This is a genomic window from Marinobacter sp. (assembly GCF_041595835.1).
Classification (GTDB): Bacteria; Pseudomonadota; Gammaproteobacteria; order Pseudomonadales; family Oleiphilaceae; genus Marinobacter.
On the sequence record NZ_JBFHJO010000002.1, the window covers coordinates 146034 to 167507 of the forward strand.

18 protein-coding genes are annotated in these 21474 nt (G+C 53.9%); 11 read left to right on the forward strand and 7 right to left on the reverse strand.

Going from position 1 to position 21474, the window contains the following annotated elements; translation table 11 throughout:
• Window positions 1-20: 20 nt before the first annotated feature.
• The 5 genes from ABYA77_RS01945 to ABYA77_RS01965 all read left to right on the forward strand — a co-directional run bounded on the left by ABYA77_RS01945 (window position 21) and on the right by ABYA77_RS01965 (window position 4669).
• Window positions 21-1730, forward strand: a complete 1710-nt coding sequence (locus tag ABYA77_RS01945) for a diguanylate cyclase (RefSeq protein ID WP_372964246.1) — start codon at window positions 21-23, stop codon at window positions 1728-1730.
• Between the two features lie 12 nt (window positions 1731-1742).
• Window positions 1743-2894 carry a response regulator gene (locus tag ABYA77_RS01950; protein WP_372964247.1) on the forward strand — a complete coding sequence of 384 codons (1152 nt, stop codon included), beginning with the start codon at window positions 1743-1745 and terminating at the stop codon, window positions 2892-2894.
• Window positions 2878-3282: a response regulator gene (locus tag ABYA77_RS01955; RefSeq protein WP_372964248.1), complete on the forward strand. Its 405-nt coding sequence runs from the start codon at window positions 2878-2880 to the stop codon at window positions 3280-3282. Before ABYA77_RS01950 ends, ABYA77_RS01955 begins: the two co-directional genes overlap by 17 nt.
• Before the next feature lie 90 nt (window positions 3283-3372).
• Window positions 3373-3693 carry a DUF2288 domain-containing protein gene (locus ABYA77_RS01960; protein WP_372964249.1) on the forward strand — a complete coding sequence of 107 codons (321 nt, stop codon included), beginning with the start codon at window positions 3373-3375 and terminating at the stop codon, window positions 3691-3693.
• Between the two features lie 67 nt (window positions 3694-3760).
• Window positions 3761-4669: a lysine exporter LysO family protein gene (locus ABYA77_RS01965; RefSeq protein WP_372964250.1), complete on the forward strand. Its 909-nt coding sequence runs from the start codon at window positions 3761-3763 to the stop codon at window positions 4667-4669.
• A 28-nt stretch (window positions 4670-4697) separates the two neighbouring features.
• On the opposite strand, the gene ABYA77_RS01970 is transcribed toward ABYA77_RS01965, so the two are convergent.
• On the reverse strand, window positions 4698-5510 hold the full coding sequence (locus ABYA77_RS01970; protein ID WP_372964251.1) for a TatD family hydrolase: 813 nt from the start codon (window positions 5508-5510) through the stop codon (window positions 4698-4700).
• A gap of 133 nt (window positions 5511-5643) precedes the next feature.
• Between ABYA77_RS01970 and ABYA77_RS01975 the strand changes: the two genes are divergently transcribed.
• The gene (locus ABYA77_RS01975) at window positions 5644-6921 is read left to right on the forward strand and encodes a D-amino acid dehydrogenase (RefSeq protein ID WP_372964252.1); all 1278 of its coding nucleotides are present in this window, start codon (window positions 5644-5646) and stop codon (window positions 6919-6921) included.
• 109 nt (window positions 6922-7030) lie between these two features.
• Here ABYA77_RS01975 and ABYA77_RS01980 read toward each other — a convergent pair whose 3' ends face one another.
• Window positions 7031-8227 (reverse strand): OmpA family protein, encoded by a 1197-nt coding sequence (locus ABYA77_RS01980; RefSeq protein WP_372964253.1) that lies wholly within the window; start codon window positions 8225-8227, stop codon window positions 7031-7033.
• A 157-nt stretch (window positions 8228-8384) separates the two neighbouring features.
• A complete protein-coding gene (locus ABYA77_RS01985; RefSeq protein ID WP_372964254.1) occupies window positions 8385-10709 on the reverse strand; it encodes an ATP-dependent helicase in 2325 nt (774 codons plus the stop codon).
• A gap of 205 nt (window positions 10710-10914) precedes the next feature.
• Here ABYA77_RS01985 and ABYA77_RS01990 point away from each other — a divergent pair, with 205 nt between their 5' ends.
• Both ABYA77_RS01990 and ABYA77_RS01995 read left to right on the forward strand, forming a co-directional pair.
• Window positions 10915-13044 (forward strand): tRNA(Met) cytidine acetyltransferase TmcA, encoded by a 2130-nt coding sequence (locus tag ABYA77_RS01990; protein ID WP_372964255.1) that lies wholly within the window; start codon window positions 10915-10917, stop codon window positions 13042-13044.
• 186 nt (window positions 13045-13230) lie between these two features.
• Window positions 13231-13692: an ankyrin repeat domain-containing protein gene (locus ABYA77_RS01995; RefSeq protein WP_372964256.1), complete on the forward strand. Its 462-nt coding sequence runs from the start codon at window positions 13231-13233 to the stop codon at window positions 13690-13692.
• Between the two features lie 16 nt (window positions 13693-13708).
• Here the strand turns inward: ABYA77_RS01995 and ABYA77_RS02000 are convergent, their stop codons facing one another.
• Entirely contained in the window at window positions 13709-14812 is a 1104-nt protein-coding gene (locus ABYA77_RS02000) for an enoyl-CoA hydratase/isomerase family protein (protein WP_372964257.1), read from the reverse strand.
• A 217-nt stretch (window positions 14813-15029) separates the two neighbouring features.
• Here ABYA77_RS02000 and ABYA77_RS02005 point away from each other — a divergent pair, with 217 nt between their 5' ends.
• Window positions 15030-15359, forward strand: a complete 330-nt coding sequence (locus ABYA77_RS02005; protein ID WP_372964258.1) for a cytochrome c — start codon at window positions 15030-15032, stop codon at window positions 15357-15359.
• A 51-nt stretch (window positions 15360-15410) separates the two neighbouring features.
• On the opposite strand, the gene ppnN is transcribed toward ABYA77_RS02005, so the two are convergent.
• Window positions 15411-16793: a nucleotide 5'-monophosphate nucleosidase PpnN gene (ppnN, locus tag ABYA77_RS02010; protein WP_372964259.1), complete on the reverse strand. Its 1383-nt coding sequence runs from the start codon at window positions 16791-16793 to the stop codon at window positions 15411-15413.
• Between the two features lie 123 nt (window positions 16794-16916).
• Here ppnN and thiI point away from each other — a divergent pair, with 123 nt between their 5' ends.
• Window positions 16917-18371, forward strand: a complete 1455-nt coding sequence (thiI, locus tag ABYA77_RS02015; RefSeq protein WP_372964260.1) for a tRNA uracil 4-sulfurtransferase ThiI — start codon at window positions 16917-16919, stop codon at window positions 18369-18371.
• Here thiI and ABYA77_RS02020 read toward each other — a convergent pair.
• A complete protein-coding gene (locus tag ABYA77_RS02020; protein WP_372964261.1) occupies window positions 18368-19381 on the reverse strand; it encodes a histone deacetylase family protein in 1014 nt (337 codons plus the stop codon). The genes thiI and ABYA77_RS02020 overlap by 4 nt on opposite strands.
• Before the next feature lie 167 nt (window positions 19382-19548).
• Here ABYA77_RS02020 and ABYA77_RS02025 point away from each other — a divergent pair, with 167 nt between their 5' ends.
• Window positions 19549-20997: an NAD-dependent succinate-semialdehyde dehydrogenase gene (locus tag ABYA77_RS02025; protein WP_372964262.1), complete on the forward strand. Its 1449-nt coding sequence runs from the start codon at window positions 19549-19551 to the stop codon at window positions 20995-20997.
• Window positions 20998-21060: 63 nt separating this feature from the next.
• Here ABYA77_RS02025 and ABYA77_RS02030 read toward each other — a convergent pair whose 3' ends face one another.
• Entirely contained in the window at window positions 21061-21474 is a 414-nt protein-coding gene (locus ABYA77_RS02030; RefSeq protein WP_372964263.1) for a phosphate ABC transporter substrate-binding protein, read from the reverse strand.

The window sequence follows — 21474 nt, forward strand, 5'->3', positions numbered from 1 at the left end:
AAAATGTTGAGGGGAGTGCTGTGACCAACGGAGCCAGTGATCAACTCCGGAAACGGCTGCAAATGTTGCAGGATCGCTTTGTCGAGCGCGCCCAGGTCGATATACAAATATTGTGTAACTATGCTGACCTGATGGATCAGAAAGCGTTGTCACAGGGTGAATTGGTTGAGTGTTACCAGCTTTTACACCGGATGGCCGGGTCTGCTGGTACTTTTGGCCTGCCTGACCTTGGCACTGCCGCACGCCTGATTGAAAAAAAGGTTAAGCCGTTTGTTGACGCCTCAGACAAGTCCGTCAGCGATGGGTCTGGTGATGTAGTTGTATCAACTGAGATATCCAGGGATATTCATGACCTGGCACAGCTATTCCAGAACCGAAGCCATGCCAGCGAAGGTGATGTTGATTCAGAGGGTAGCGATGCAGATCTCTGCGACGGTGTCCACGGCATGCAGGTTCATGTCATGGCGCTGGGGCACAGCACTGAATATCTCTCAGGTTTGGCGACTGAACTGGAAGGGTATGGTTTTGCCTGTGATGTGATGTTGCTGGATGAACCGGAAGCCGCAGTTAAACGGCTTGCAGAACATGCCGGTGCGACGATTCTCCTGTGTGAAGACTCAGCGTTAAGTGATGTTGTCAGCTTCCGGGCTGAACACCTTCCGCAAGCCGAACGCAGGCTCTATCCAGTGATTGGCATTGGTCATCATAGTTCTTTTGAAACCCTTTATAAGGTGGCAGAAGAGGCAGCGACCGCTTATTTCAGCATGCCGTTAAATATGCCTGAGCTGGCTGAACGAATTGAGTCCCTCGCTCTGGAGCGAGGGTCGAGACAGCAGGGCCGGGTACTGATAGTTGACGATGACAAAGAGTTAGGTGAGCGATATTGCCTGGTTTTAGAGGGAGCCGGCATCAAAGCAAGGTTGGTTTCTGAGCCAACTCACCTGATGTCGGAATTGTCAGCCTTCGAGCCAGATCTTGTGTTGATGGATGTCCAGCTGCGTGGGTTCTCAGGGGTGACGCTGGCGAGGCTCATACGTTATGAGCCTCGCTGGCTTGGTTTACCGATAGTTTATCTCTCTTCAGAGGATGATCCGGAGACTCAGCTTGAAGCCTTGGCGAAAGGTGCTGATGAGTTTCTGGTGAAACCGGTGACGGATGCTTATCTGATTCGGGCTGTACGCATTCGATGTTACCGCGCTCGCCAGTTATCAAACCTGATGAACCGTGACAGCCTCACCGGTTTGCTGAAACACTCTTTGATTAAACAGGAAGTTGACAGAGAGTTAGCCCGTTGTCGTCGTGGCGGGCATTTCTCATGCGTGGTTATGCTGGACCTGGACCACTTCAAGCGCGTTAACGATACCTGGGGCCACGGGCAGGGAGATATCGTTATCCGGACTCTGGCTCACCTGCTAAGAAATCGACTCAGAGAGTCTGACACGATTGGCCGCTACGGAGGGGAAGAGTTTCTGGTGGTGCTGCCGAACTGCGAGCCGAGCCAGGCCGCAGAACTTATTGATGGCATCAGGGAAAGCTTTGCAGAGTTGGTGTTTTCGGTTGGAGAAGGCGGTTTTCAGGCGACTTTTAGTGCCGGTGTTGCCTTAATCAATGACTTTCCTGTCTCGGGTCAGGCGATTGAGGCGGCAGACCAGGCGCTCTATGGGCGTAAACAGGTTGGGCGTAATGGAGTGACGGTTTATGACCGCGAAGTCCATAGCCGTGGTAATTAAGGGAGTTGTCGGTTGAGAGCACTAGTGCTGGAAGATGACGAGCTGGTTGGAGAGCTCCTTGAGACGGTAGTAGCCGGCATTATTAACGGGGTGCACGTTAGTCTTGCCCGTTCTCTGACTGAAGCCAGACGACGTGTGGCGGAAAACCGATATGATCTGTATCTGGTTGACTGGGGGTTGCCGGACGGATCAGGTATCGAGTTGGTCAAACAGATTCGAGCCTTCGATTCTTCGGTACCCATTGTTATTGTCTCGGGGCGATCGGATCGGGAATCTGTGCTGCAGGCGGCCCACTATGGCATCAGCGGATATATTTCCAAACCTCTCGATATTGAGTTGTTACATCGCCGGCTCAGCGAGCTGGTGCCAACGAATTCGGCTGAAAGCCAGTCGGTTCATGATTTTCTGCTTGAGTCGTCGAACGATGTTGTTCAGCTGCCAACAGACCTGGACCCTGGTGAAATTCTTGATCTGATGGAACGTGTGGATGAACTCTCGGCAGCAGAACTGGCGGAGATCTGGCGAACACAGATTGGTTTGACTGCGCGTATACTGGATGTGGCTAATAGCAGCTCATTCAGACGTACAGGGCAGCCGGTGGAGTCGCTCCGGGCGGCAATTGGTACTATGGGAGTTCCCATGGCGCTGAATCAGGCTTTGGCACTGTCTTTGGATGTTGCGAACAAGCTTTCCCGGCCAGAGTTAAAGGTCTTGGCAAAAACATACCACGACAAGGCATTGTCGGTGGCTTGGGAAGCCCAACAGATTGCTATCAAACTGAAAAAAACACCGGGTTTGTTTCAGAGTGCAGGTTTATTGAGCCGATTGGGCGAGATGGCGGTTCTTAAGGTACTGAATCAGTTCGATGCTGGTGGTGGAAAACTGGAGGCGTCAGAGATTGATCAGTGTCTGGTACGGTGGTCTGCTGAATACGGTAACCGACTGAAGGTTCACTGGAAGTTTCCGTTAAGTTTGCGTGAACTCATTGGGGCTGTGCATTTTTTATCGGCAGATAGTCCGCGAGAGGATCAGATTGTCATGCGAGCTGCAGCCTTGATTGCCGACGGCAGGCAGGAGGAAGAAGAGTCTAAACGTTTGCTGCGCCGGCTTGGTCTGGATGTAAGTCAATTTACCAAGGAAGGTCAGAATGACATCGATGGATGAGCGTGATGTGAGCAGAATCTTATGCGTTGAGGATGATCCCGATATCAGAGCCATTGCAGAGCTTGCGTTGCAAGATGTGGGGGGATTTACGGCTGTGCTGTGTGGTTCTGGTAAAGAGGCGATTAGGGTAGCGCCGGATTTTAAGCCGGATTTGATTCTTCTGGACGTTATGATGCCTGAGATGGATGGCCCTAAAACGTTGCAGGAGTTGCGAAAGCTCGAGGCAATTGGTTCAACGCCGGTGATTTTCATGACCGCTCGGATCCAGCGTTCTGAAATTGAGGAATATCTGGCGCTGGGAGCCATCGGAGTTATTCCCAAACCTTTTGACCCCATGACGCTGGCTGATGACATTCGTCGTTTATTTAATGAACATGTTCAGAAATAGCTGCCTGACGATCAGCGGACAGATGCGAAAAGGTGTGTTTTGAGATAGGCTGTGCGCCTTGAAAACAGCGCATGAAGAATCGAGGATTGCATGTCATCTCCGGAATCTCAGGACGAACTCAAAGCCAAACTCAATCTGGAAACCTCTCGCATTCACTGGCATGAACTCCAGACCTATTATGCCCGGGGTCAGGTTGTCAGAGTGGAGCCGGACCTGGATCTTCTGAATGTGGCTGCTCAGCTGACTGCAGACAACAAAGCACAATTCGAACAGTGGCTTGCAAGTGGATTGGTCGGTGATGTTTCACCTGATCTTGCCCGGGCCTGGTATGACAGGAACGCGGAGCTTTGGGCGGTTGTGGTGGCGCCTTGGGTTCTGGTTCAGGATCGCTCCGGCAATAAACTCCACTGACACAGTTTTTCGTTAGCAGGCATTCGTCCCATTCTTTTTATATCAACCCTGTTCCTTCGAGGCTTTTATGCTCACAGGTGCCTTGCTGATACTGGCTCCGTTGTTTCTGGGCTTTGTATTTACGCTCTCCAATCGTCGCCTGATGACCGTGATTCACTATATCGTTGAAGGCTTGGTGTACTTCATCCTGGTGTTGTTAGGGCTTGGGCTCGGGCAGATGGAAAGCCTACTGGCTCACCTGGGAACTATGGCGTATCAGGTCAGCGGTTTGGTCTTGGTTCTGCTGGCAGCCAATATGGCAGCGCTCTGGTTATTTCACCGTTGGCAGCCGTTAGACCTGAGCCCTGGAGAGAGCAAGCTGAAATCTGGCTATAGAAGGCTTTTTATTGCAGGACTGAAACCTCTGATGGCGGTTATTGTTGGCGTTCTGCTTGGGTATTTTTTGTTGTCTGAATTGCCCATGGTTGAAGATATCGCTACCTGGGCTTTGATGGCGTTGCTGTTTTTGATCGGTCTCCAGCTGCGCAACGCCGGTTTGTCGTTGCGCAAGCTCCTGATGAACCGTCAGGGGCTGGGTATTGCTCTGGCAATGGCCGCGAGCTCCTTGCTCGCCGGCTTAGCACTCATACCTTGGCTGGGAGTACCCTGGCACCAGGCACTGGCTATAACTTCCGGGTTTGGCTGGTACTCGCTGTCCGGTATTGTCATTGGTGACGCTATGGGCCCCGCATGGGGTGGTGTGGCGTTTCTTAATGATGTGCTCAGAGAAATTATTGCCTTAGCGTTAATTCCAGTCATCATCACGGCACGGCCTGCTATGGCCATAGGCTACGGTGGTGCAACCTCCATGGACTTTACGCTGCCGGTGATTCGCAGCAGTGGTGGCCTTGCCTGTGTGCCGGTAGCGATTGCGTCGGGTTTCTTGTTGTCATTCCTTTCCCCGGTGCTTATGGGCATATTTCTGTCTCTGGGCTAAGCGGTTCCCTTCGTGCATGGCTGGGGGCTTATCCCCGTTCTGGAAAGAATGTTCTGAGGCTATTCTGATACGTTTGGCGAATTACCTGTTTCAATGGTAACTCTTTTACTTCGGCAATTTTCTCAGCGACAAATGGCAAATAGCACGGCGCATTCTCTCGGCCCCGGTAGGGAACAGGCGTGAGGAAGGGGGCATCGGTTTCCAGAAGAATCTGTTCAATGGGCGTCATCCGTACAATGTCCCGTACATTTTCCGCTTTGTTGAACGTGGTGATGCCGTTGAAGCCCAGGCACCAGCCCTGATCGATGGCGTATTGTGCCAGTCCGGGGCCAGACGTGAAGCTGTGAATGACGCCGCGGCGCGTTAACGTGCTTTCGAATTCTTTAAGAATGGTGATGGTGTCGTCATCGGCATCCCGGCTGTGGATCACTACCGGCTGCTTATGGTCGCAGGCAATTTGTAACTGTCGACGAAATACCTGTCGCTGAACTTCCCGGTCCGCGTTGTCGTAGTAGTAATCGAGGCCGATCTCGCCGATGGCGACGATTTTTTCATCTGAGGCATGCTGGCGGATCTCTGTGTCGACATCATCGGTGTAACTCTCGGCTTCATGCGGGTGAATGCCCTGGGTGCCGTAGACCCAGTCTTCGGTCTGAGTGAGCGTTCTGACGGCGGCCAGATTGTCAGGAGCCACAGCAATGGTGATCACTTTCTCGATATTCACCTGTCGACTTTGTTTAAGGGTGTCTTCCAATGGTCGGTCTTTCAGGTAATCCAGGTGGCAGTGGGTCTCGATGATAGGGTGGTCGAAAACGGGAATCTCTCGGCGTTTTTTGCTCATGTCTGGTTACCAGGCTTCATCTCGGTTAGTGAGTGGCTGCTATGCTGAAGTTTGTTATAAGTCAGTCTACCAGCTTGAGGATAATGAAGTGAGTTAAGCGTAAGCTCAGGAACAGTGATCAGGGGGAGGTGCTATGCATATCGTAGTTGTAGGCGGCGGTGTCGTTGGCATAACAACGGCAAGAGAACTGGTTCGCAGGGGGCATCAGGTGACCGTTTTGGAGCGGCATCCTCTGGCGGGCAATGAAACCAGCAAAGCGAATGCTGCGCAGCGCTCTTACGGCGTGGTTTACCCCTGGGCTGATCCCTCAATGGTGCTTAAAGCTCTGCCCTGGCTGTTGCAGCAGGATGGACCTCTGAAAATGCGTATGCCGCCATCAGTTGCGGCTATCCGCTTTATGTTCGCTACCCTGCGTTATGCCTGGTCGCCGGGCTTGTTTGGATTTAACAAACGGGCCATGTTGCGCTTAGGGGCCTATAGTCGTGAGCGGTTCCTGGCACTTGAGCAGGAGCACAACCTGGCTTTTGATGGCGGGCATAATGGGCTTTTGACATTAGCCAGCACACCGGAGGCGCTGGATGATTTACGGGAGACACATAAGCTTCTGAACGAGATGGGGGTGGCTTCGCGTATGCTTTCGCCACAACAAGTGCGGGAAGCTGAACCCGGTATGGCTGCGGGTGCGCCGCTTTACGGAGCGCTTAGTTACGACACGGATGGAACCGGTGACTGCCATTTATTTTCCAGGGAGTTAAGCAAGGTGTGTGAAGATCTGGGCGTGCATTTCCGCTATGAGGTGGAAGCGGAGGCGTTGCTGGCAGATCATCAGCGGGTGAATGCCGTTCAGCTCCGCCGAACTGACGGTAACTCTGAAATACTGGAAGCTGATGCATTTGTTGTGTCTGCGGGTTGTTGGTCGCCAGAGCTGGTCAAGTCGCTGGGTCTGACTTTGCCAATATATCCGGTCAAGGGCTATAGCATTACGGTGCCTCTGAGTGATCCGGACAAGGCGCCTGCCAGTACCATTCATGATGACAACTTCAAAGTGGTGTCTACCCGTTTGGGTAACCGGTTACGGGCCACCGGATTTGTTGAGTTGGCGGATTTTAATCGGGATATTCCCGCTGCGCGTATCGCCACGATCAAAAAGTCTGTACGGTCCCGCTATCCCGGTTGCGCTGATTTGGACGCTGCAGAAACCTGGACGGGGTTTCGTCCGATGACACCCGATGGCCCAGCCATTATCGGCCGGGGGCCCCGTGATAATTTGTTTCTTAATACCGGTCACGGCACTTTTGGCTGGACCTTAGCTGCCGGCAGCGCTGCGGTGATTGCTCAGGTTATTGACGGCGAAGAGCCTGCGGTAGTCCTGGATGCCTTTCGGCCGGGCCGCTTTTCCGGGGATCTCTGAGATACCAGGTTGTGGGGTGCTGAAAGAACGTCGAGTGGTTTTATAACATCAGAAACAAGAAAGGCGCCCGAAGGCGCCTTTCTTGTTCAATACTGAGAACCAGCTTGTCTTAGCGAAGCACCTGAATGCGGGCTTCTACACGACGGTTCTGGGAACGGCCTGCAGCTGTGTCATTGGAAGCAATCGGCTCAGCTTCACCGTAGCCAACCGCTGTTACGCGGTCCGGGTTAACCCCAAGTACGGAAGTCAGGCGGTTAGCCACGGCTTCAGCACGACGCTGGGACAGGAAGCGGTTGTATTCAGCTTTGCCAATACTGTCAGAGTGACCGGCAATCTCAACAGTCGTTTCCGGATACTCTTTCATGAAGTCGGCAACTTTGCGGATTTCATTGTCGTAGGTTGCATCAATTACCGAGCTGTTGGTCGGGAATTGGACGCTCAGATCGATGGTTTCGATGGTTTCAGTAACACCTTCACAACCATTTTCGTCCACTTCAGCGCCGGCAGTGGTGTTCGGGCACTGGTCTTTGCTGTCCACTACACCGTCGTTGTCGCTATCCAGTTCACAGCCACGGCTGTTCACGGCAGCACCCGCCGGGGTATTGGGGCATTGATCTTTGCTGTCGGCTACGCCGTCATTGTCTGCATCCAGCTCACAGCCGTGGCTGTCTACCTGTGCGCCAGCCGGTGTGTTGGAACACTGGTCACGGGTATCAGGCACGCCATCATTATCGGCATCTGCTGGTGCTGGTGCTGCTGTCGTGCGGTGGAACGCCCAGCTCAAGCCCAGAGAAGCCATGGTGTCGAATGTGCTTTCGTCAATACCATGGAACTCGCGCAGATCGGCACGCAGGGAGATCATGTCGCTGATATTGTAGCGGAAACCAGCGCCTACGTTGACGCGGGTTTCTTCGTGATCTGTACCAGCTGTAGTGTATGAAATAGTGTCACCCAGGCCGAATTTGGCATGACCTGCACCCATAGAAACATATGGGTTCCAGGTTTTTTCCTGGCCTGCAAAATAGTATGTGCCGTCCAGGCGGAGCTCTTCAAACTCGGAATCACCGGCGACGTATTTACGGTCAGCATCCGCACGGGAGTAAACAGCTTCAACGGCCCAGTTCGGGCGGAAGCGGTATTCGATGCCAACACCGTAAGTGTCGGTTTCACTCAGGTCGCGCTTATCACCAAAATACTGGTAGCCAGCGAATGGGTTCAGGTAAATAGACTGCTGGTCGTCGGCCAGAGCAGGGATTGTAAAGGTTGTAGCAAGGGCGGCTAGGGCCACCGGACGCATGATTTTCATGCTAAAGCTCCTGTTTGGTTTTTATTTCCTGGAACGCTCTCAGGATCTACGGATAAATTCCGAAAGCCGTCTTAGTGCTCGAAATTTAGGATATTAGGCCAAAAAAAACGGAAAATTGACAGAGTTACCTTCTCCGGATTTATACGGACACAATCCGTCATTTGGTTGTCGTGAAGTATAAGTGAGCACTTTTTTTGCTGAAATTTAACGTGTCGGCATTATCAAAGCGCACTTCAAATGAGCTTTCGTCTTCGCCGATGACTTCACCAGCTCCAAACACGGTATGTGACACCCGTTGATTGTACCAGACAGGTTCCAGCGAGCTGGAATCTGTATTGACGCTGCTGCCTTCGAGAACGATGCCAGCACGACCGGCATAACGGAGACTGACGGCGGTAATGGGTTGGTGCATAGTCCAGGGCTTGTCTGTAGCGGGGGTGTTTTCATCAAGCCGGGTTCCCAATTCGTGGGATAAAGGGAAGCAGAGTTCGGAGACAAAGCGACTCGGCCCCTGATCACCCTCCAGGTGAGGTTGTTGGCTGGCAGGCCGGGTAATCAGATGCAGGGCATGCCGTGCTCGGGTCATGCCAACGTAAAGAAGTCTGCGCTCGCTTTCCAGCAGAGCCCGGGCGTCATCTTGAGGGCGGGGGCTGTAAGGCAGGTATTTCTCCTGCAGGCCGGGAATGATCACTACCGGCCATTCAAGTCCTTTGGTGCGATGTATGGTGGATAGCAACACGCCACTGTCTGTTTCAGATCCGGCTTGTTGTTTGAGTGTCTTCAGGTGATCCAGGGCACCGTCTGCATCGGTATTCAGACCTTTCAGGTAATCCCGGAAGCCTTGAATGGTATCTATCCGTTCCTCAGCGCTGTCGTGGGTCAGTGCGAGGCTCCGAATACCGTCGTAAAGATCGGTGTGTTCAGCGTATATGCGTATCAGGCCAGCCACTGGCCCCTTGTAGTTTTTAAGTTGGGCCAGGACTTCACCGAGTTTGCGCAGTTTGCGGGCCGGCATGGGCTGAAGGGCCGAAAAATCCATAGCCAGCAGGCGCTCGTGCCAGCTTTCAGGAAAACCGGCCAGGAACTGTGCCAGGTTCTCCAGCTCCGGTTCTTTCAGACCAGCGTGAGGGAAGCGAAGTAGCTGCCGTGCTACGTCCAGTCGGTCTGAATTCGGAAGCTGTTTTATTCGGCCGCTGACCACCATTAATAATGACGTTATTGCCTGAACTTCCCGGCTGAACAGAGCGCCTTTGCCGGCGTCTATTCGGTAGGGAATCTGTCGTGCCAGCAGTTTTAACTCGATAGGAACGCTTTGGCTCCAAACGCGGAACAGTACGGCTGTCTGGTTGTTTAGCTCCGGGCTCTGCAGGTGCAGAATTTTCAGGACCTGATCATCATCGTGTTCAGCTCGATGCAATACTGCCTGAGTGGTCGGCGTGGATGGGTGAGAGTGACACAAGACATCCTTGCGACCAGTGTTGTGGCAGATCAGATGGTTGGCGAGCAAGGCGACCTGATGGCCATAACGAAAGGTAAAGCTCAGGGTTTGTTCGAGCGGACTCTCGAATTCGTCGCTGAACCGGCGCAAGATGAATTCTGGCTTGGCTCCACGGAATTCGTAGATGGTTTGATCCGGGTCTCCCACGACGGTAACACGAGCACGGTCTCCTGCTACATAGCGCAATAGAAGGTGTTGTATTTCGTTGGTATCTTGGTATTCGTCCACCAGAATCAGATCCATCTTATTGCCCACCAGTCGCTGCAGCGGCGGGTTCTGGTGGATGGCCATGACTGGCTCGTAAATCATATCGGCATAGCTGATCCGGCTTTGGCTTTTGCGCCATTGTTCGAAGCTGTGAAAAAGGTCTATCAGGTATTTGTGTTTGTCGGAATAGCCCAGTTCTTCGAATACGATTTCAGCTGGTGAGAGGCTGGTTTTTACAAGGTCGATGAAGCCGGTGGCGGTCTCAACGTAGTCCTTTTTATTGCGTCGTATTTCATCGGCCAGATCTTCGGGGGCCAGTCTTCGGGTGAGAATCCAGGCCTGGTAGCCGATTTCTTGTTCGGTGAGGATTTTGTCTGAAAATCCGGGTAGGTAACCGTCACGCACGAAGCGTTTGTAAAGTCGATATCCCATGGCGTGGTAGGTGCGAATTTCGGGTAAGGCTAATCCCGAGTGGTCGCAGACCTGCTGGAGTTTACGTTCGAAATCAACCCGGGCACTGCGGTTGAACATCAGCACCAACATGCGGCCAGGGTCGTGGCCCTGTTCCAGCAGGTAGCGGATGCGCCAGGCCAGGGTGGAGGTTTTTCCGCTGCCAGCAACAGCGGTGATCACTGAATGTTCGTACCCGGCGGTGACGATGTTCCGCTGTTCGTCAGTGAGGTAATCCGGGAGGAAGCTGGTGTCGGGGGGCTGAGGATTGGTTGGCATGGTGAGTATTGTACTTGGCAACTGGCGGTGGGGGTAGTTGGGCTCCATAATGGTAGCCTTCGCGTTTGTTTCTCGTGCTATGGGGCCGTACCTTGTCGGGGAACGCCTTCCAAAACACGCTCCTTCGGCACGTCCTTGTGACGCTTGGGCTCCGCCATCCATGGCTGCGCACAGTTTTGGAAGGCGTTCCCCGACAAGCTACTACTTCGGACCGGCCTTGAGCCTCGTATTCTCTTGGAGTCTGTTTTTGACGATGACATCTGTTTCTAAAAGGAACTGGCAAGCGCTTGCCGACAGCTTGCGGGCTGCCGGTGAGCGCCGTCTGGTGCTGGTGGAAGGTGAACCGGAGTGGTGTCGCTCATGGGTGTCTGGTTGTCTAGAAATGCTGGATACTTCTCAGGCGCTTTGGGTGGGGCGTGCGGAGGACGCGGAGTTGGCCGGTGTGACCGGTATTACGTCGAAGCAATTCAAGCGATGGCTGGGCCGTGAAACCGGGGTGCTGGTCTGGGATGGCTGGCAGGGGAATCCGCCGGATGGGTTGGCGGCACTGGCGGGGACGTTGAAGGCAGGTGGTTTGTTGTTTTGGTTGATGCCGCCATTGGAGAGTTGGTCCACGTTCAGCGATCTGGATTACTTACGAACGGGGCTTGACCAAGTTGAAAGGCACCCGTTTGCTGCACGGATGGCGCGTGTTCTGGCGGGTGATCCGGATGTGATACGGATTCGGCCTGGTGATGGACCCCGGGTTTTGCCTGAGCTGGATTCAGCCTTGCCGTTTTTTGAGCCCACGACGACGCCTGAACAGTCCAGGTTGGTGTCGCAGTTGGTGCGTTTCGGTTTGGGGCGGCGTCGGCGGCCGTTGGTCGTGACGGCGGATCGGGGGCGGGGGAAGTCGGCGGCATTGGGTATGGCTGCGGCAGAGCTGTTGCTTGGAGGGCGTCAGTCGGTTCTGGTGACGTCGCCTTCAGTCGATAGTTTGACGAGTTTTTTCCGACATGCAGAGGCGAGGCTTGAGGGCCAGTTGGCAAGCCGCTCTGGCCATGAGTTGGTCACTATGGGTGGGCAATCTGTTCGGTTTATACCGGTTCAGGATTTGTTGGCGGGCAAACCTGATGCTGAGGTCGTGATGGTGGATGAAGCCGCCAGTATTCCTGCCCATTTGTTGCGGAGTATTTTGCTGAGTTGGCCAAGGGTGGCTTTTGCCAGCACCGTTCATGGTTATGAGGGTACCGGCCGCGGGTTTTCTATCCGGTTTCGGCAGGTTCTGGACCGGGAGACGCCTCATTGGCAGGCCATCACTTTGCAGCGTCCGGTTCGTTGGGCTGAGGGTGATCCGCTAGAGCGTTTGGTGTCTGAACTGTTTTTGTTGTCCGCGGAGAGTCCGGTAGGGCTGAGGCCTTTGGCCGAAGATGTGGAGGTTGAACGCTGGCATCCTGAGAAGGCGAGTGAAATGGAGCTTTCTGAGGCGTTTGGTTTGCTGGTGGACGCTCATTACCGGACGACTCCAGCGGATCTGCGTCAGTGGCTGGATGATCCGGTGGTGCAAAGCTGGCGGGCCGTGTGTGACGGAGTGACGGTGGGCGTGCTTTGGGCTGCAGTAGAAGGTGGCCTTGCCCCGGAGTTAGCGGAACAGGTGGTTCAGGGGCGGCGCAGGCTTCGTGGACATATGTTGGCACAATCTTTGGCTACCCATGGAGGGTTTCCGGAGGCTGCTGTCCATAGGGTTATGCGAGTGGTCCGGGTGGCCGTATCGGAACAGGCCCGAAATCTTGGGATTGGCCAGCGTTTGGTGGCTTCGGCGCTGGCTGCTTGTAATGAGCAAGGCCTGGACGGTTTGGGGACCAGTTTTGGCGGTGAATCCGGGTTGCTGACTTTTTGGCAGGCCAGTGGTTTGCAAGTCGTGCGGATGGGATTGCGCCAGGAACCGAGTACCGGCGAGTTTCCGGTGCAGATGCTGCGAGGCGTGTCCGAGCGGGGGGTGAGTCTGGGGCAGGGGCTTCGCCGTCGGTTTGCCAGGCATTGGCCGGTGTTGGTGCCGTTGCACTGGCACGATTTGCCGCCCAGATTATTGGGGGCAGTGAGTGCTGACCTGCCGGCTCAGGAGCTCCCGGATGCTGATGATCTGCGTGATCTGGTGAGTTTTTCTGAAGGGTTCCGCGGGTTTGAGTTAACTCTACCGGTGTTGCGGCATCTGGAACGGTGTCCCGGTGTGGTGGCGTGGCTGGCCCGCCAGGAGCACTTCTCAGTGTGGTGCCGGGCAGTCAGTCAGGGGTGGTCCTGGCAGGCCATACAGCGAGATGGTTTGTGTTCTGGGCAGAAGGACGGTGAAACGCAGCTTCGTATGTTAGTGCGTCAACTTCTGCAAAACGGGCCGGAGTTGTGATCTGCTCGATTTAAATGCAGTCGTTTGCTGCCAGAATAACCGAAAGTTCAAAAGAGACTCAGGACTATGGTCAAGGATGTGAGCAAGTGTATATATCTCGCGGTTTTTATGGCGATCTTGCTGGCCGGTTGCAGTTCAACCGTCAGTACGCCAGGGCAGACCGACAGCCAGGAGGCATCAGCGCTGATGACCGCGGTTGAGGCCAACGAGGACCGGGCAGTCCTCGACTTGCTTACGCAGGGCGTGGATCCTGACCCGCAGAGAGCTTCTGGCCAGACTGCGTTGATGGTGGCGGCAGCAAACGGTAATCGGCGTATTGTCCGGTTGTTGTTGGCGGCGGGGGCCGATGTGAATGGGCAGGATTCCGCCGGATACACTCCTGTTATCCATGCTTCCCAGAGCGGCCACCTGTCGGTGGTTCGTGCCCTGCTGGCGGCGGGCGCTAACGTCAACGTGAGTCAGGGCGGTGAGTCATTGCTGATGAAAGTGGTGGGTACGGGAGATCTCCTTACCGCGGAGATGTTGCTGGCAGCTGGTGCAGATGTGCATTACAGAAGTGAAGATGGCCGCACGGCTCTGGACCTTGCCAGAGCCAGTAATAATCAGGATCTTGAAATGCTTCTGGTTAATGCGGGGGCTGCCCGGTAAGGTCAGGTTCAGCACATTATTCCAGCCCCATGGGGTCCGTTTGGTCATCCCACTCGGGCTGGAAAAACCGTTCTATAACCTCATTTGGTACGTCGGCCACGGTGGAGTAAGCCCACTTCGGAGACTGATCTTTATCGACCATCCGTGCCCGAATGCCTTCGCTCAGGTCTGGCTGACGGATACACTCCATCGCCATTGCCAGTTCCATCCTGAAAATGTCTTTCAATGACATTTGCTGCCCTTTTCTTAGCTGATGCCAGACCAGCCAGGCCGTAACCGGGCAGCCATTCCGTAAGGTCTGGATACAGTTCTGCCACCAAGGGTCATCACTTTCAGACGTTAATAACTGCTCGACCACGGCTGGAAGCTCGGTACCTGCCGTTAGTTTGGCGATTCTTTGCTCATGCTGTTCCAGGTGGCCTGACGGCAGTGCTCGATAATCCAGTGCTTCTATTTGGTTGAGCAGGCGGAACAAGCGGTTGTCGTCGGCGGCTGGCTCGCCTCGCCAGCGTTCGTCTTGAAGCTTTGCCAGAAGAGTATCGGTCTGGCCAGGCTCGATGATCATGTCGGCAAGACCTACCCGTAACGTATCGGTTACGTTCAGTCGGGCGCCTGTTAGTCCCATAAACAAGCCTAGCCGGCCAGGCAGTCGGTTTAAAAACCAGCTGGCGCCAACATCCGGAAACAGACCAATGCTGATTTCAGGCATGGCCAGCGTGACATCTGGTGTCACCAACCGGTAGCGACAACCGGACATGAGCCCCATTCCACCGCCCATGATGATGCCTTGGGCGACGTTAATGACCGGTTTGGGGAAACGGTGAAGGCTGTAGTTCAGCCGGTATTCCCGGGTAAAGAACTGTCGTGCGGAGTCGCTATTGCTATCGGAAGTCATGTCATCGTAAAGAGCCCGGATGTTCCCGCCGGCACAAAATGCCCGGTCACCATTGCCACGCAATAGCACCAGGCAGATACGGCTGTCATCAGCCCATTGATCGAGTGCACTTTGCGCCTGGTCCACCATGTCTGCAGTCAGGGCATTAAGTGTTTTTGGCGAATTCAGTGTCAGCAAGCCAATACGGCCTTCCCGACAGGCAAGTTCCTGAACCTCTACTGGCATGGACGACGTCTCCGATGATCGGGTGATTCTATTATTTGGTAAATTTTTGTGGTTAATTTGTACTTTCGTCTAGTCTGTTCATAAGTAAAACAGCACTATGGTCGCATGAATGTCCTTGATCTATCACATTTGTGAACATAGGGTGCTGTGTTATAAGTTAATTTGAGATTTGGTTTAGACCGACTATAAAACGTTAAATGATGAGAGGGTTAACTCTATGAGTCTGAAACACTTCGCAGTTGCTGGTTTGTTCGCTTTTGGTGCTATGGCTTCTGCTACTGCTATGGCTGCAGACGCCGAAGCTGGCAAGGCCAAAGCTGCCGTGTGTGCTGCTTGCCATGGTCAGAACGGTATCTCTCAGGTGCCGATTTACCCGAACCTGGCTGGCCAGAAAGAACAGTACCTGGCCGCTTCTATAAAGGCTTACAAGGCTGGTCAGCGTCAAGGTGGGCAAGCTCCGGTTATGCAAGGTCAGGCTATGGCTCTGAGCGATGATGATATTGCCAACCTGGCGGCCTACTTCTCTAGTCTCCCGGCTGGAGGTTAAGTCATCGCTGATTAAGCTGGTTAACTGGCTAAGGTGATGCAGTGGTGCAGCTCAGGCTGCACCACTGACAATCCGGTAACAGGGTCGATAGACCGAGCTGCCGGGTAGTTTCATTCGGTTTTGTTTTATGAATTGCTCCAGCATCTCTTCCAGAGGGGCTATCAGTGTCGGGTCCCCGGAAATCTCGAACGGCCCTTTCTCCTGAATCTGTCGAATTCCGCTTTCCTTTACGTTACCGGCAACGATACCGCTGAATGCTTTGCGAAGGTTGGCTGCAATCAGGTGAGGAGGCTGGTCCCGGTGAATCTCCAGTGCCCGCATGTTGTCGTGATCTGGCTCGAACGGTAGCTGGAAGACCGGATCTATTTTCAACATCCAGTTGAAGTAATAGGCATCCTGCATTGCGCGCCGGAAGGTTTCTACGTCTTTCATGCCCTGCTTCATGGTCTGCGCCACGCGCACCGGGTCATCAATAATGATCTCGTATTTCCTGGCAGCTTCATCGCCCAGGGCGCCGCGGATGAATCTGTCGATCATCTCGAAGTAGTCTGCATTTTCCTTGCGGCCAGAGAACACAACGGGGAAGGGCAGGTCGGTGTTGTCCGGATGCAGCAGTATGCCCAGCAGGTAAAGGATTTCTTCGGCAGTGCCCACGCCGCCGGGAAAAACAACGACCCCGTGACCACAGCGCACAAAAGCTTCCAGGCGCTTTTCGATGTCTGGCATGATCACCAGCTCATTAACAATGGGATTGGGGGCTTCAGCACCAATGATCCCAGGCTCGGTAATGCCGATGTAGCGACCGTTCTTGATTCTTTGCTTGGCATGGGCAATGGTGGCGCCTTTCATCGGTCCTTTCATTGCACCAGGGCCGCAGCCCGTGCAGATACTGAGCCCTCGTAAGCCTAACTGGTGGCCTACTTCTTTGCTGTACTGGTATTCGTTGTGGCTGATTGAGTGGCCACCCCAACACACAACAAGATCCGGCTGCCGCCCAGGCTCAAGTACCCGGGCATTTCTGAGGATGTGAAATACAAGATTGGTCAGGTCGTCCGGGTTGTCTTTACGGAAGCCTATGCCGTAGTTGGGAAGTGAGTGGCTGTATACGATGTCCCGCAAAACCGAGAACAGATGTTCCCGGATAGCCCGCAGCATGTCGCCGTCGACAAAGGCGTGTGCCGGGGCATTGAGTAGTTCTAGCTTTAACCCTCTGGGTTGAGGCACGAGGTGTACATCGAAATCGGAGTGAGCCTCCATCAATTCTTTGCAGTCATCAGTTTCTATGCCAGTGTTGAGCACCGCCAGAGCGCATTGGCGGAACAAACGGTACAGACCACCTTCACTCTTGTCTTTGAGACGGTTGACCTCGTAGTTGGATAGAATTTCGAGGCTGCCTTCTGGAGAAACCAGGGCATTCATGGTGGATTCGGCCATCGGTTGCGGAGCTCCTGAACGTTTCGGCAATGACTGATTTTATTCGTATCGGTCTAAAGGGTACACTAAGCCCTTTCCGCCTCATATGTTACCTGACGTTCTTCCTACTAAAGTCCCTATTTTATGAAAGTGTTGATTCGCCCCGCCGCTGAAGTGGCTATCAAGAGTAAACCCGTTCGCCAGCAGCAAATGCGCCATTTGCGGCAGAATATCCGGAAAATTCTGGTCCGTCTGGATCCTGACATCCGGGTAGGTGGTAGCTGGGACCGGGTTGATGTTGATGTGCCCGATGAGCGTGCTCTGGAGGGCCCCGTGATTGATGAGTTAACTCGGATTCCCGGGATTTCCACCATTCAGGAAATTGGTGTTTTTCCGTTTGTTGATATCGAGGATGTTGGCGCTAAAGCCATTGCAGCCTTTGCTGAGCGCCTTGAGGGTAAAACGTTTGTGGTCAGGGCTCGTCGTCTTGGCAACCACGATTTCCGTTCTATTGATCTGGAGCGGAAAGTAGGCGGTATGCTGTTGCAGGCCTCGGAGGCTCGCGGTGTTGACCTGAGAAATCCTGAGGTGGAAGTTCGTATTGAAGTCAAAGACGACCAGTTCCACATCGCTCACCGTCGGCATGAAGGTGCTGGGGGATATCCCATTGGCACTGTTGAAACTGTAATGACGCTGATTTCCGGTGGCTACGATTCTTCCGTCGCAGCCTATCTGATGATGCGTCGGGGAATGCGCAGCCACTTCCTGTTTTTCAATCTGGGTGGCACAGCTCATGAGGTGGGTGTTCGTCAGGTGGTTCATTATCTATGGGATCGATACGGTTCCTCCCACAACGTGAAGTTCATTTCTGTCCCGTTTGAAGGCGTGGTCGCAGAAATTATGCGATCGGTGAATCATCGTCATTGGGGTGTGGTGCTCAAGCGTATGATGCTGAAAGCTGCTGCTGAGATTGGTCAGTATTACAACGTTGGTGGCCTGGTGATGGGAGATGCAGTTGCTCAGGTTTCCAGCCAGACCTTAACCAATCTGAACGTGGTGGACCGGGCAAGTGATGAAGTGGTTTTGCGGCCGCTGATTGCGATGGACAAGCAAGACATTATTCGTATTGCCAAAGACATCGGGACTGAACCATTTGCCCGTGTTATGCCGGAATATTGCGGTGTTATCTCAAGCAAGCCGGTGACTCGGGCAAAACTGCACCGGGTTGAGGAAGAAGAAGAGAAAATGAACCCGGAGGTTCTGGCTCAGGCTATCGAGGATCGTACGGATGTGATGGTCAGCCAGTTGCTGGATAGCGTGGTCACACCGGAAGACGTCGAGCTGGTGGAAACGCCGGCTGTTGGCGATGTGATTGTGGATGTGCGTCATCCTTCTGAGGAAGAGCGGTCGCCATTAGCCCTGACCAACAACGAAGTACTGAAGATTCCGTTTTACGAGGTTAACCAGAAAATTGCGGAGCTGCCTTCCGACCGTCAGTACCTGCTGTACTGTGACCGTGGCACAATGAGCCGCATGCACGCCGGCCATTTGAAAGCCGACGGGCATGCGAATGTGAAGGTGTACGCGCCAGTACGTTAGCCCTTCAGGCCATGAACGAATTGCTGGACATTCTCGCTTAGGGTGTCCAGATCATATCCCCCCTCCTGTATTACCAGTGTTGGTAATCCCAGTTGGCGAACGTGAGTACTGAGTCTGCAGAAGCCTTCTGATGTAACCGACACTTTGGCTTGTGGGTCGTCTTTATAAATATCGAAGCCCAAGGTCAGAATTAGCACGTCTGGCTGGTAAAGGCGGATAGCTGCTAGTGCTTCTTCCACTTTGGCAAAGAAGTCTTCTTCGCTGGAACCATGAGGCATGGGCAAGTTGATGTTGTAGCCATACCCCTCACCTTCACCACGTTCATCCTCGAATCCGGTGACCACCGGATAAAAATTGGTTGGGTCGCCGTGAACAGAGATATAAAGCACATCACTGCGGGCGTAGAAAATCTCCTGAATGCCCTGACCGTGATGCATGTCGGTATCCAGAATCACGGTTCGGGGGAATTTGCGTTTCAGGTGCTCTGCGGCAATGGCTGCATTATTCAGATAACAGAATCCACCGGCTGCATCTTTGCGGGCGTGGTGGCCTGGAGGCCTGCATACAGCGTAAGCGGTGTGGTCGCCCGCCAACAATGCATCGGCCGCGCCTAAGGCGGTTTGAGCGGACCAGTAGGCCGCTTCCCATGTATTCCTGCCAATGGGGCAGCTGCCATCCGCCAGATAGCGAGCAGCCTCTGCCAGGACACCTCGCATGGCATTAGGGGAGCGAACGAAGATGTTGGACATAACCTCATCGCCCCAGTCATCCATTTCCTGCCAGCGACGGTGGGCGGATTCCAGAAACCGAAGGTAGCCCAGATCATGCACCTTTGAAATTGGTGCTGCGCCCTGATCCATTGGTTGCAGCACGGGAATGCCCAACGCTTTGAGACCCTCCAGCATTTGCTCCGTTCTATCCGGTACCTCCTGTGGCTGACGCATCTGACCCCGAGTGAAATATGTTTTCGGGATGTGTAGGTCCTGTGAGGGATGAAAAAATGCTTTCATAACCGGCCTCCTTGGTTGACTCCTTCGAGTATAGGCAGAGACTCCGGTGCGTCAAAAACTGACGGAGACTTTACAGGTTGCCAGTCAGCTACCACTATGAAAGGCGTGAGAGTATAAGTCGGGTTACTCCATGCTGGAGTGGCACCCGTTATCCAAGAGGAGCCGAGATGATCGAGTCACCATTGCTGCAGAACGTTACGGGTTATATTGGCGGGCGTTGGACGGATAGTTCCGGAGGCAATACTTTTGAAGTGTTTAACCCGGCCACCCGGGAGTTGATTGCGACAGTGCCATCTATGCCGGAAAGTGATATTCATGCGGCAGTCGATGCAGGGAAATCGGCGCTTCGGCTGGCCAGTCCCTGGCCGATTGAAACCCGTCGTAAATGGCTGACAGGTATACGTGATGCGCTGAACGCAAACAAAGAGGAGATTGGTCGGATTTTGTGCATGGAGCACGGTAAGCCGCTGGCCGAAGCGCAGGGTGAAGTAGAATACGCGGCTGGTTTCTTCGATTATTGCGCCCAGCACATCGAGGCACTGAATGCGCACACCATTCCTGAGCGACCGAAAGATTGTACCTGGACGGTTCACTACCGCCCGGTGGGTGTGGTCGGGCTGATTGTGCCCTGGAACTTCCCGATTGGCATGATTGCTAAAAAACTGTCCGCTGCGCTGGCTGCGGGCTGTCCTTCAGTGATCAAGCCCGCTAGCGAAACTCCGTTAACTATGGTGGCTTTGTTTGCGTTGATGGATAAGCTGGATCTGCCTGAGGGTATGGTTAACCTGGTGATGGGGAAGGCCAGCGTGATCGGTAAGGTGTTGTGTGAGCACAAAGACGTTCCCATGATCAGCTTCACTGGCTCCACCGAAGTTGGTCGAAAACTGATTCTGGATACCGCCGGTCAGGTTAAAAAGTTGGCGCTGGAACTGGGCGGTAATGCACCATTTATCGTATTTGATGATGCAGATCTGGATGCGGCCGCAGATAACCTGATGGCGAATAAATTCCGAGGCGGTGGCCAGACCTGCGTGTGCGCCAATCGGGTGTTCGTTCACGAAGATGTGGCGGAAGATTTCAGTCAGAAGATCGCCGAGCGTGTTGGGCGCATGACCGTGGGTAATGGTATGACAGGCGATGTGGATATTGGCCCGTTGGTGAACCAGGCTGGCTTCGACAAAGTAAAACGTCACCTGGAAGACGCTCTCAGTAATGGCGCTGTTCTGGTGGCTGGCACGCATCCGTCAGAATTGGGTGACGGGCTGTTTTTTCCACCAACGGTCGTGATGGGGGTTACTCCCGAAATGTGCTGTTATCGGGAAGAGACTTTCGGTCCGCTGGTTCCAGTGGCGCTGTTTCGCACGGAAGAAGAAGTGGTTGCGGCGGGAAATGACACTGAATTTGGTTTGGCGTCTTATGTATTCACGGCTGATGCTGAACGTGCCCGCCGGGTTGCTGCTGGCTTGCGGTTTGGTCACGTGGGTTGGAATACCGGAACGGGCCCGACACCGGAAGCGCCCTTTGGTGGTATGAAAGCTTCAGGTATTGGCCGCGAAGGGGGGCTGGAAGGTTTGTTTGAATTTGTTGAGGCGCAAACGGTACCCCGGGGTTTTTGAGTTTAGGATGCATATGAAAAAAGGCGAGGATCAGCTCGCCTTTTTTCATTGCCGAGTGGATGATCAAGGTGTAAGAATGACCTTGATGCTGCTGTCTACGTCGGAGGAATCAATATAACCAATGCTGCCGGGCATAGACGATACTTGCGCTTTCATTGCAGCGGCATTACTGGCCTCTTCAGGCGGTTGGCCTCGACCGGTAAACACCTGCTGAGACCAGAAGGCCTTTAGCTGGGCATCGTTTCGGCCCGTGACTTTGCTGTGGAACTCGGCGCGGGCGGCATTGCCTTCGGGCAGCTCAAAGGGCTTGGCACTTTGGCCGTCGGGCAGCGCTTTGCTGCGGTTCAGGTAGAGGTCACGAACCTGGTTTACGCTGATGCTGTCTGGGCCAGCGGGGTGACCGATCACCACCACTTCGGCCAAGGCCAGGGGGCTAGCCAGCAAGCTGGCCGCAAAAATCAGGCTTAGCTTTTTCAT

What these genes read in the sequence shown, in the direction of transcription:
- ABYA77_RS02025 (WP_372964262.1), top strand. Translation starts at nt 19,549, where the DNA reads ATGATCGAGTCACCATTGCTGCAGAACGTTACGGGTTATATTGGCGGG.
- ABYA77_RS02030 (WP_372964263.1), bottom strand. Translation starts at nt 21,474, where the DNA reads ATGAAAAAGCTAAGCCTGATTTTTGCGGCCAGCTTGCTGGCTAGCCCC.
- ABYA77_RS01970 (WP_372964251.1), bottom strand. Translation starts at nt 5,510, where the DNA reads ATGAGCAAAAAACGCCGAGAGATTCCCGTTTTCGACCACCCTATCATC.
- ABYA77_RS01980 (WP_372964253.1), bottom strand. Translation starts at nt 8,227, where the DNA reads ATGAAAATCATGCGTCCGGTGGCCCTAGCCGCCCTTGCTACAACCTTT.
- ABYA77_RS01975 (WP_372964252.1), top strand. Translation starts at nt 5,644, where the DNA reads ATGCATATCGTAGTTGTAGGCGGCGGTGTCGTTGGCATAACAACGGCA.
- ABYA77_RS02000 (WP_372964257.1), bottom strand. Translation starts at nt 14,812, where the DNA reads ATGCCAGTAGAGGTTCAGGAACTTGCCTGTCGGGAAGGCCGTATTGGC.
- ABYA77_RS01995 (WP_372964256.1), top strand. Translation starts at nt 13,231, where the DNA reads ATGACCGCGGTTGAGGCCAACGAGGACCGGGCAGTCCTCGACTTGCTT.
- ABYA77_RS01985 (WP_372964254.1), bottom strand. Translation starts at nt 10,709, where the DNA reads ATGGAGCCCAACTACCCCCACCGCCAGTTGCCAAGTACAATACTCACC.
- ABYA77_RS02020 (WP_372964261.1), bottom strand. Translation starts at nt 19,381, where the DNA reads ATGAAAGCATTTTTTCATCCCTCACAGGACCTACACATCCCGAAAACA.
- thiI (WP_372964260.1), top strand. Translation starts at nt 16,917, where the DNA reads ATGAAAGTGTTGATTCGCCCCGCCGCTGAAGTGGCTATCAAGAGTAAA.
- ABYA77_RS01990 (WP_372964255.1), top strand. Translation starts at nt 10,915, where the DNA reads ATGACATCTGTTTCTAAAAGGAACTGGCAAGCGCTTGCCGACAGCTTG.
- ABYA77_RS01955 (WP_372964248.1), top strand. Translation starts at nt 2,878, where the DNA reads ATGACATCGATGGATGAGCGTGATGTGAGCAGAATCTTATGCGTTGAG.
- ABYA77_RS02005 (WP_372964258.1), top strand. Translation starts at nt 15,030, where the DNA reads ATGAGTCTGAAACACTTCGCAGTTGCTGGTTTGTTCGCTTTTGGTGCT.
- ABYA77_RS01965 (WP_372964250.1), top strand. Translation starts at nt 3,761, where the DNA reads ATGCTCACAGGTGCCTTGCTGATACTGGCTCCGTTGTTTCTGGGCTTT.
- ppnN (WP_372964259.1), bottom strand. Translation starts at nt 16,793, where the DNA reads ATGGCCGAATCCACCATGAATGCCCTGGTTTCTCCAGAAGGCAGCCTC.
- ABYA77_RS01960 (WP_372964249.1), top strand. Translation starts at nt 3,373, where the DNA reads ATGTCATCTCCGGAATCTCAGGACGAACTCAAAGCCAAACTCAATCTG.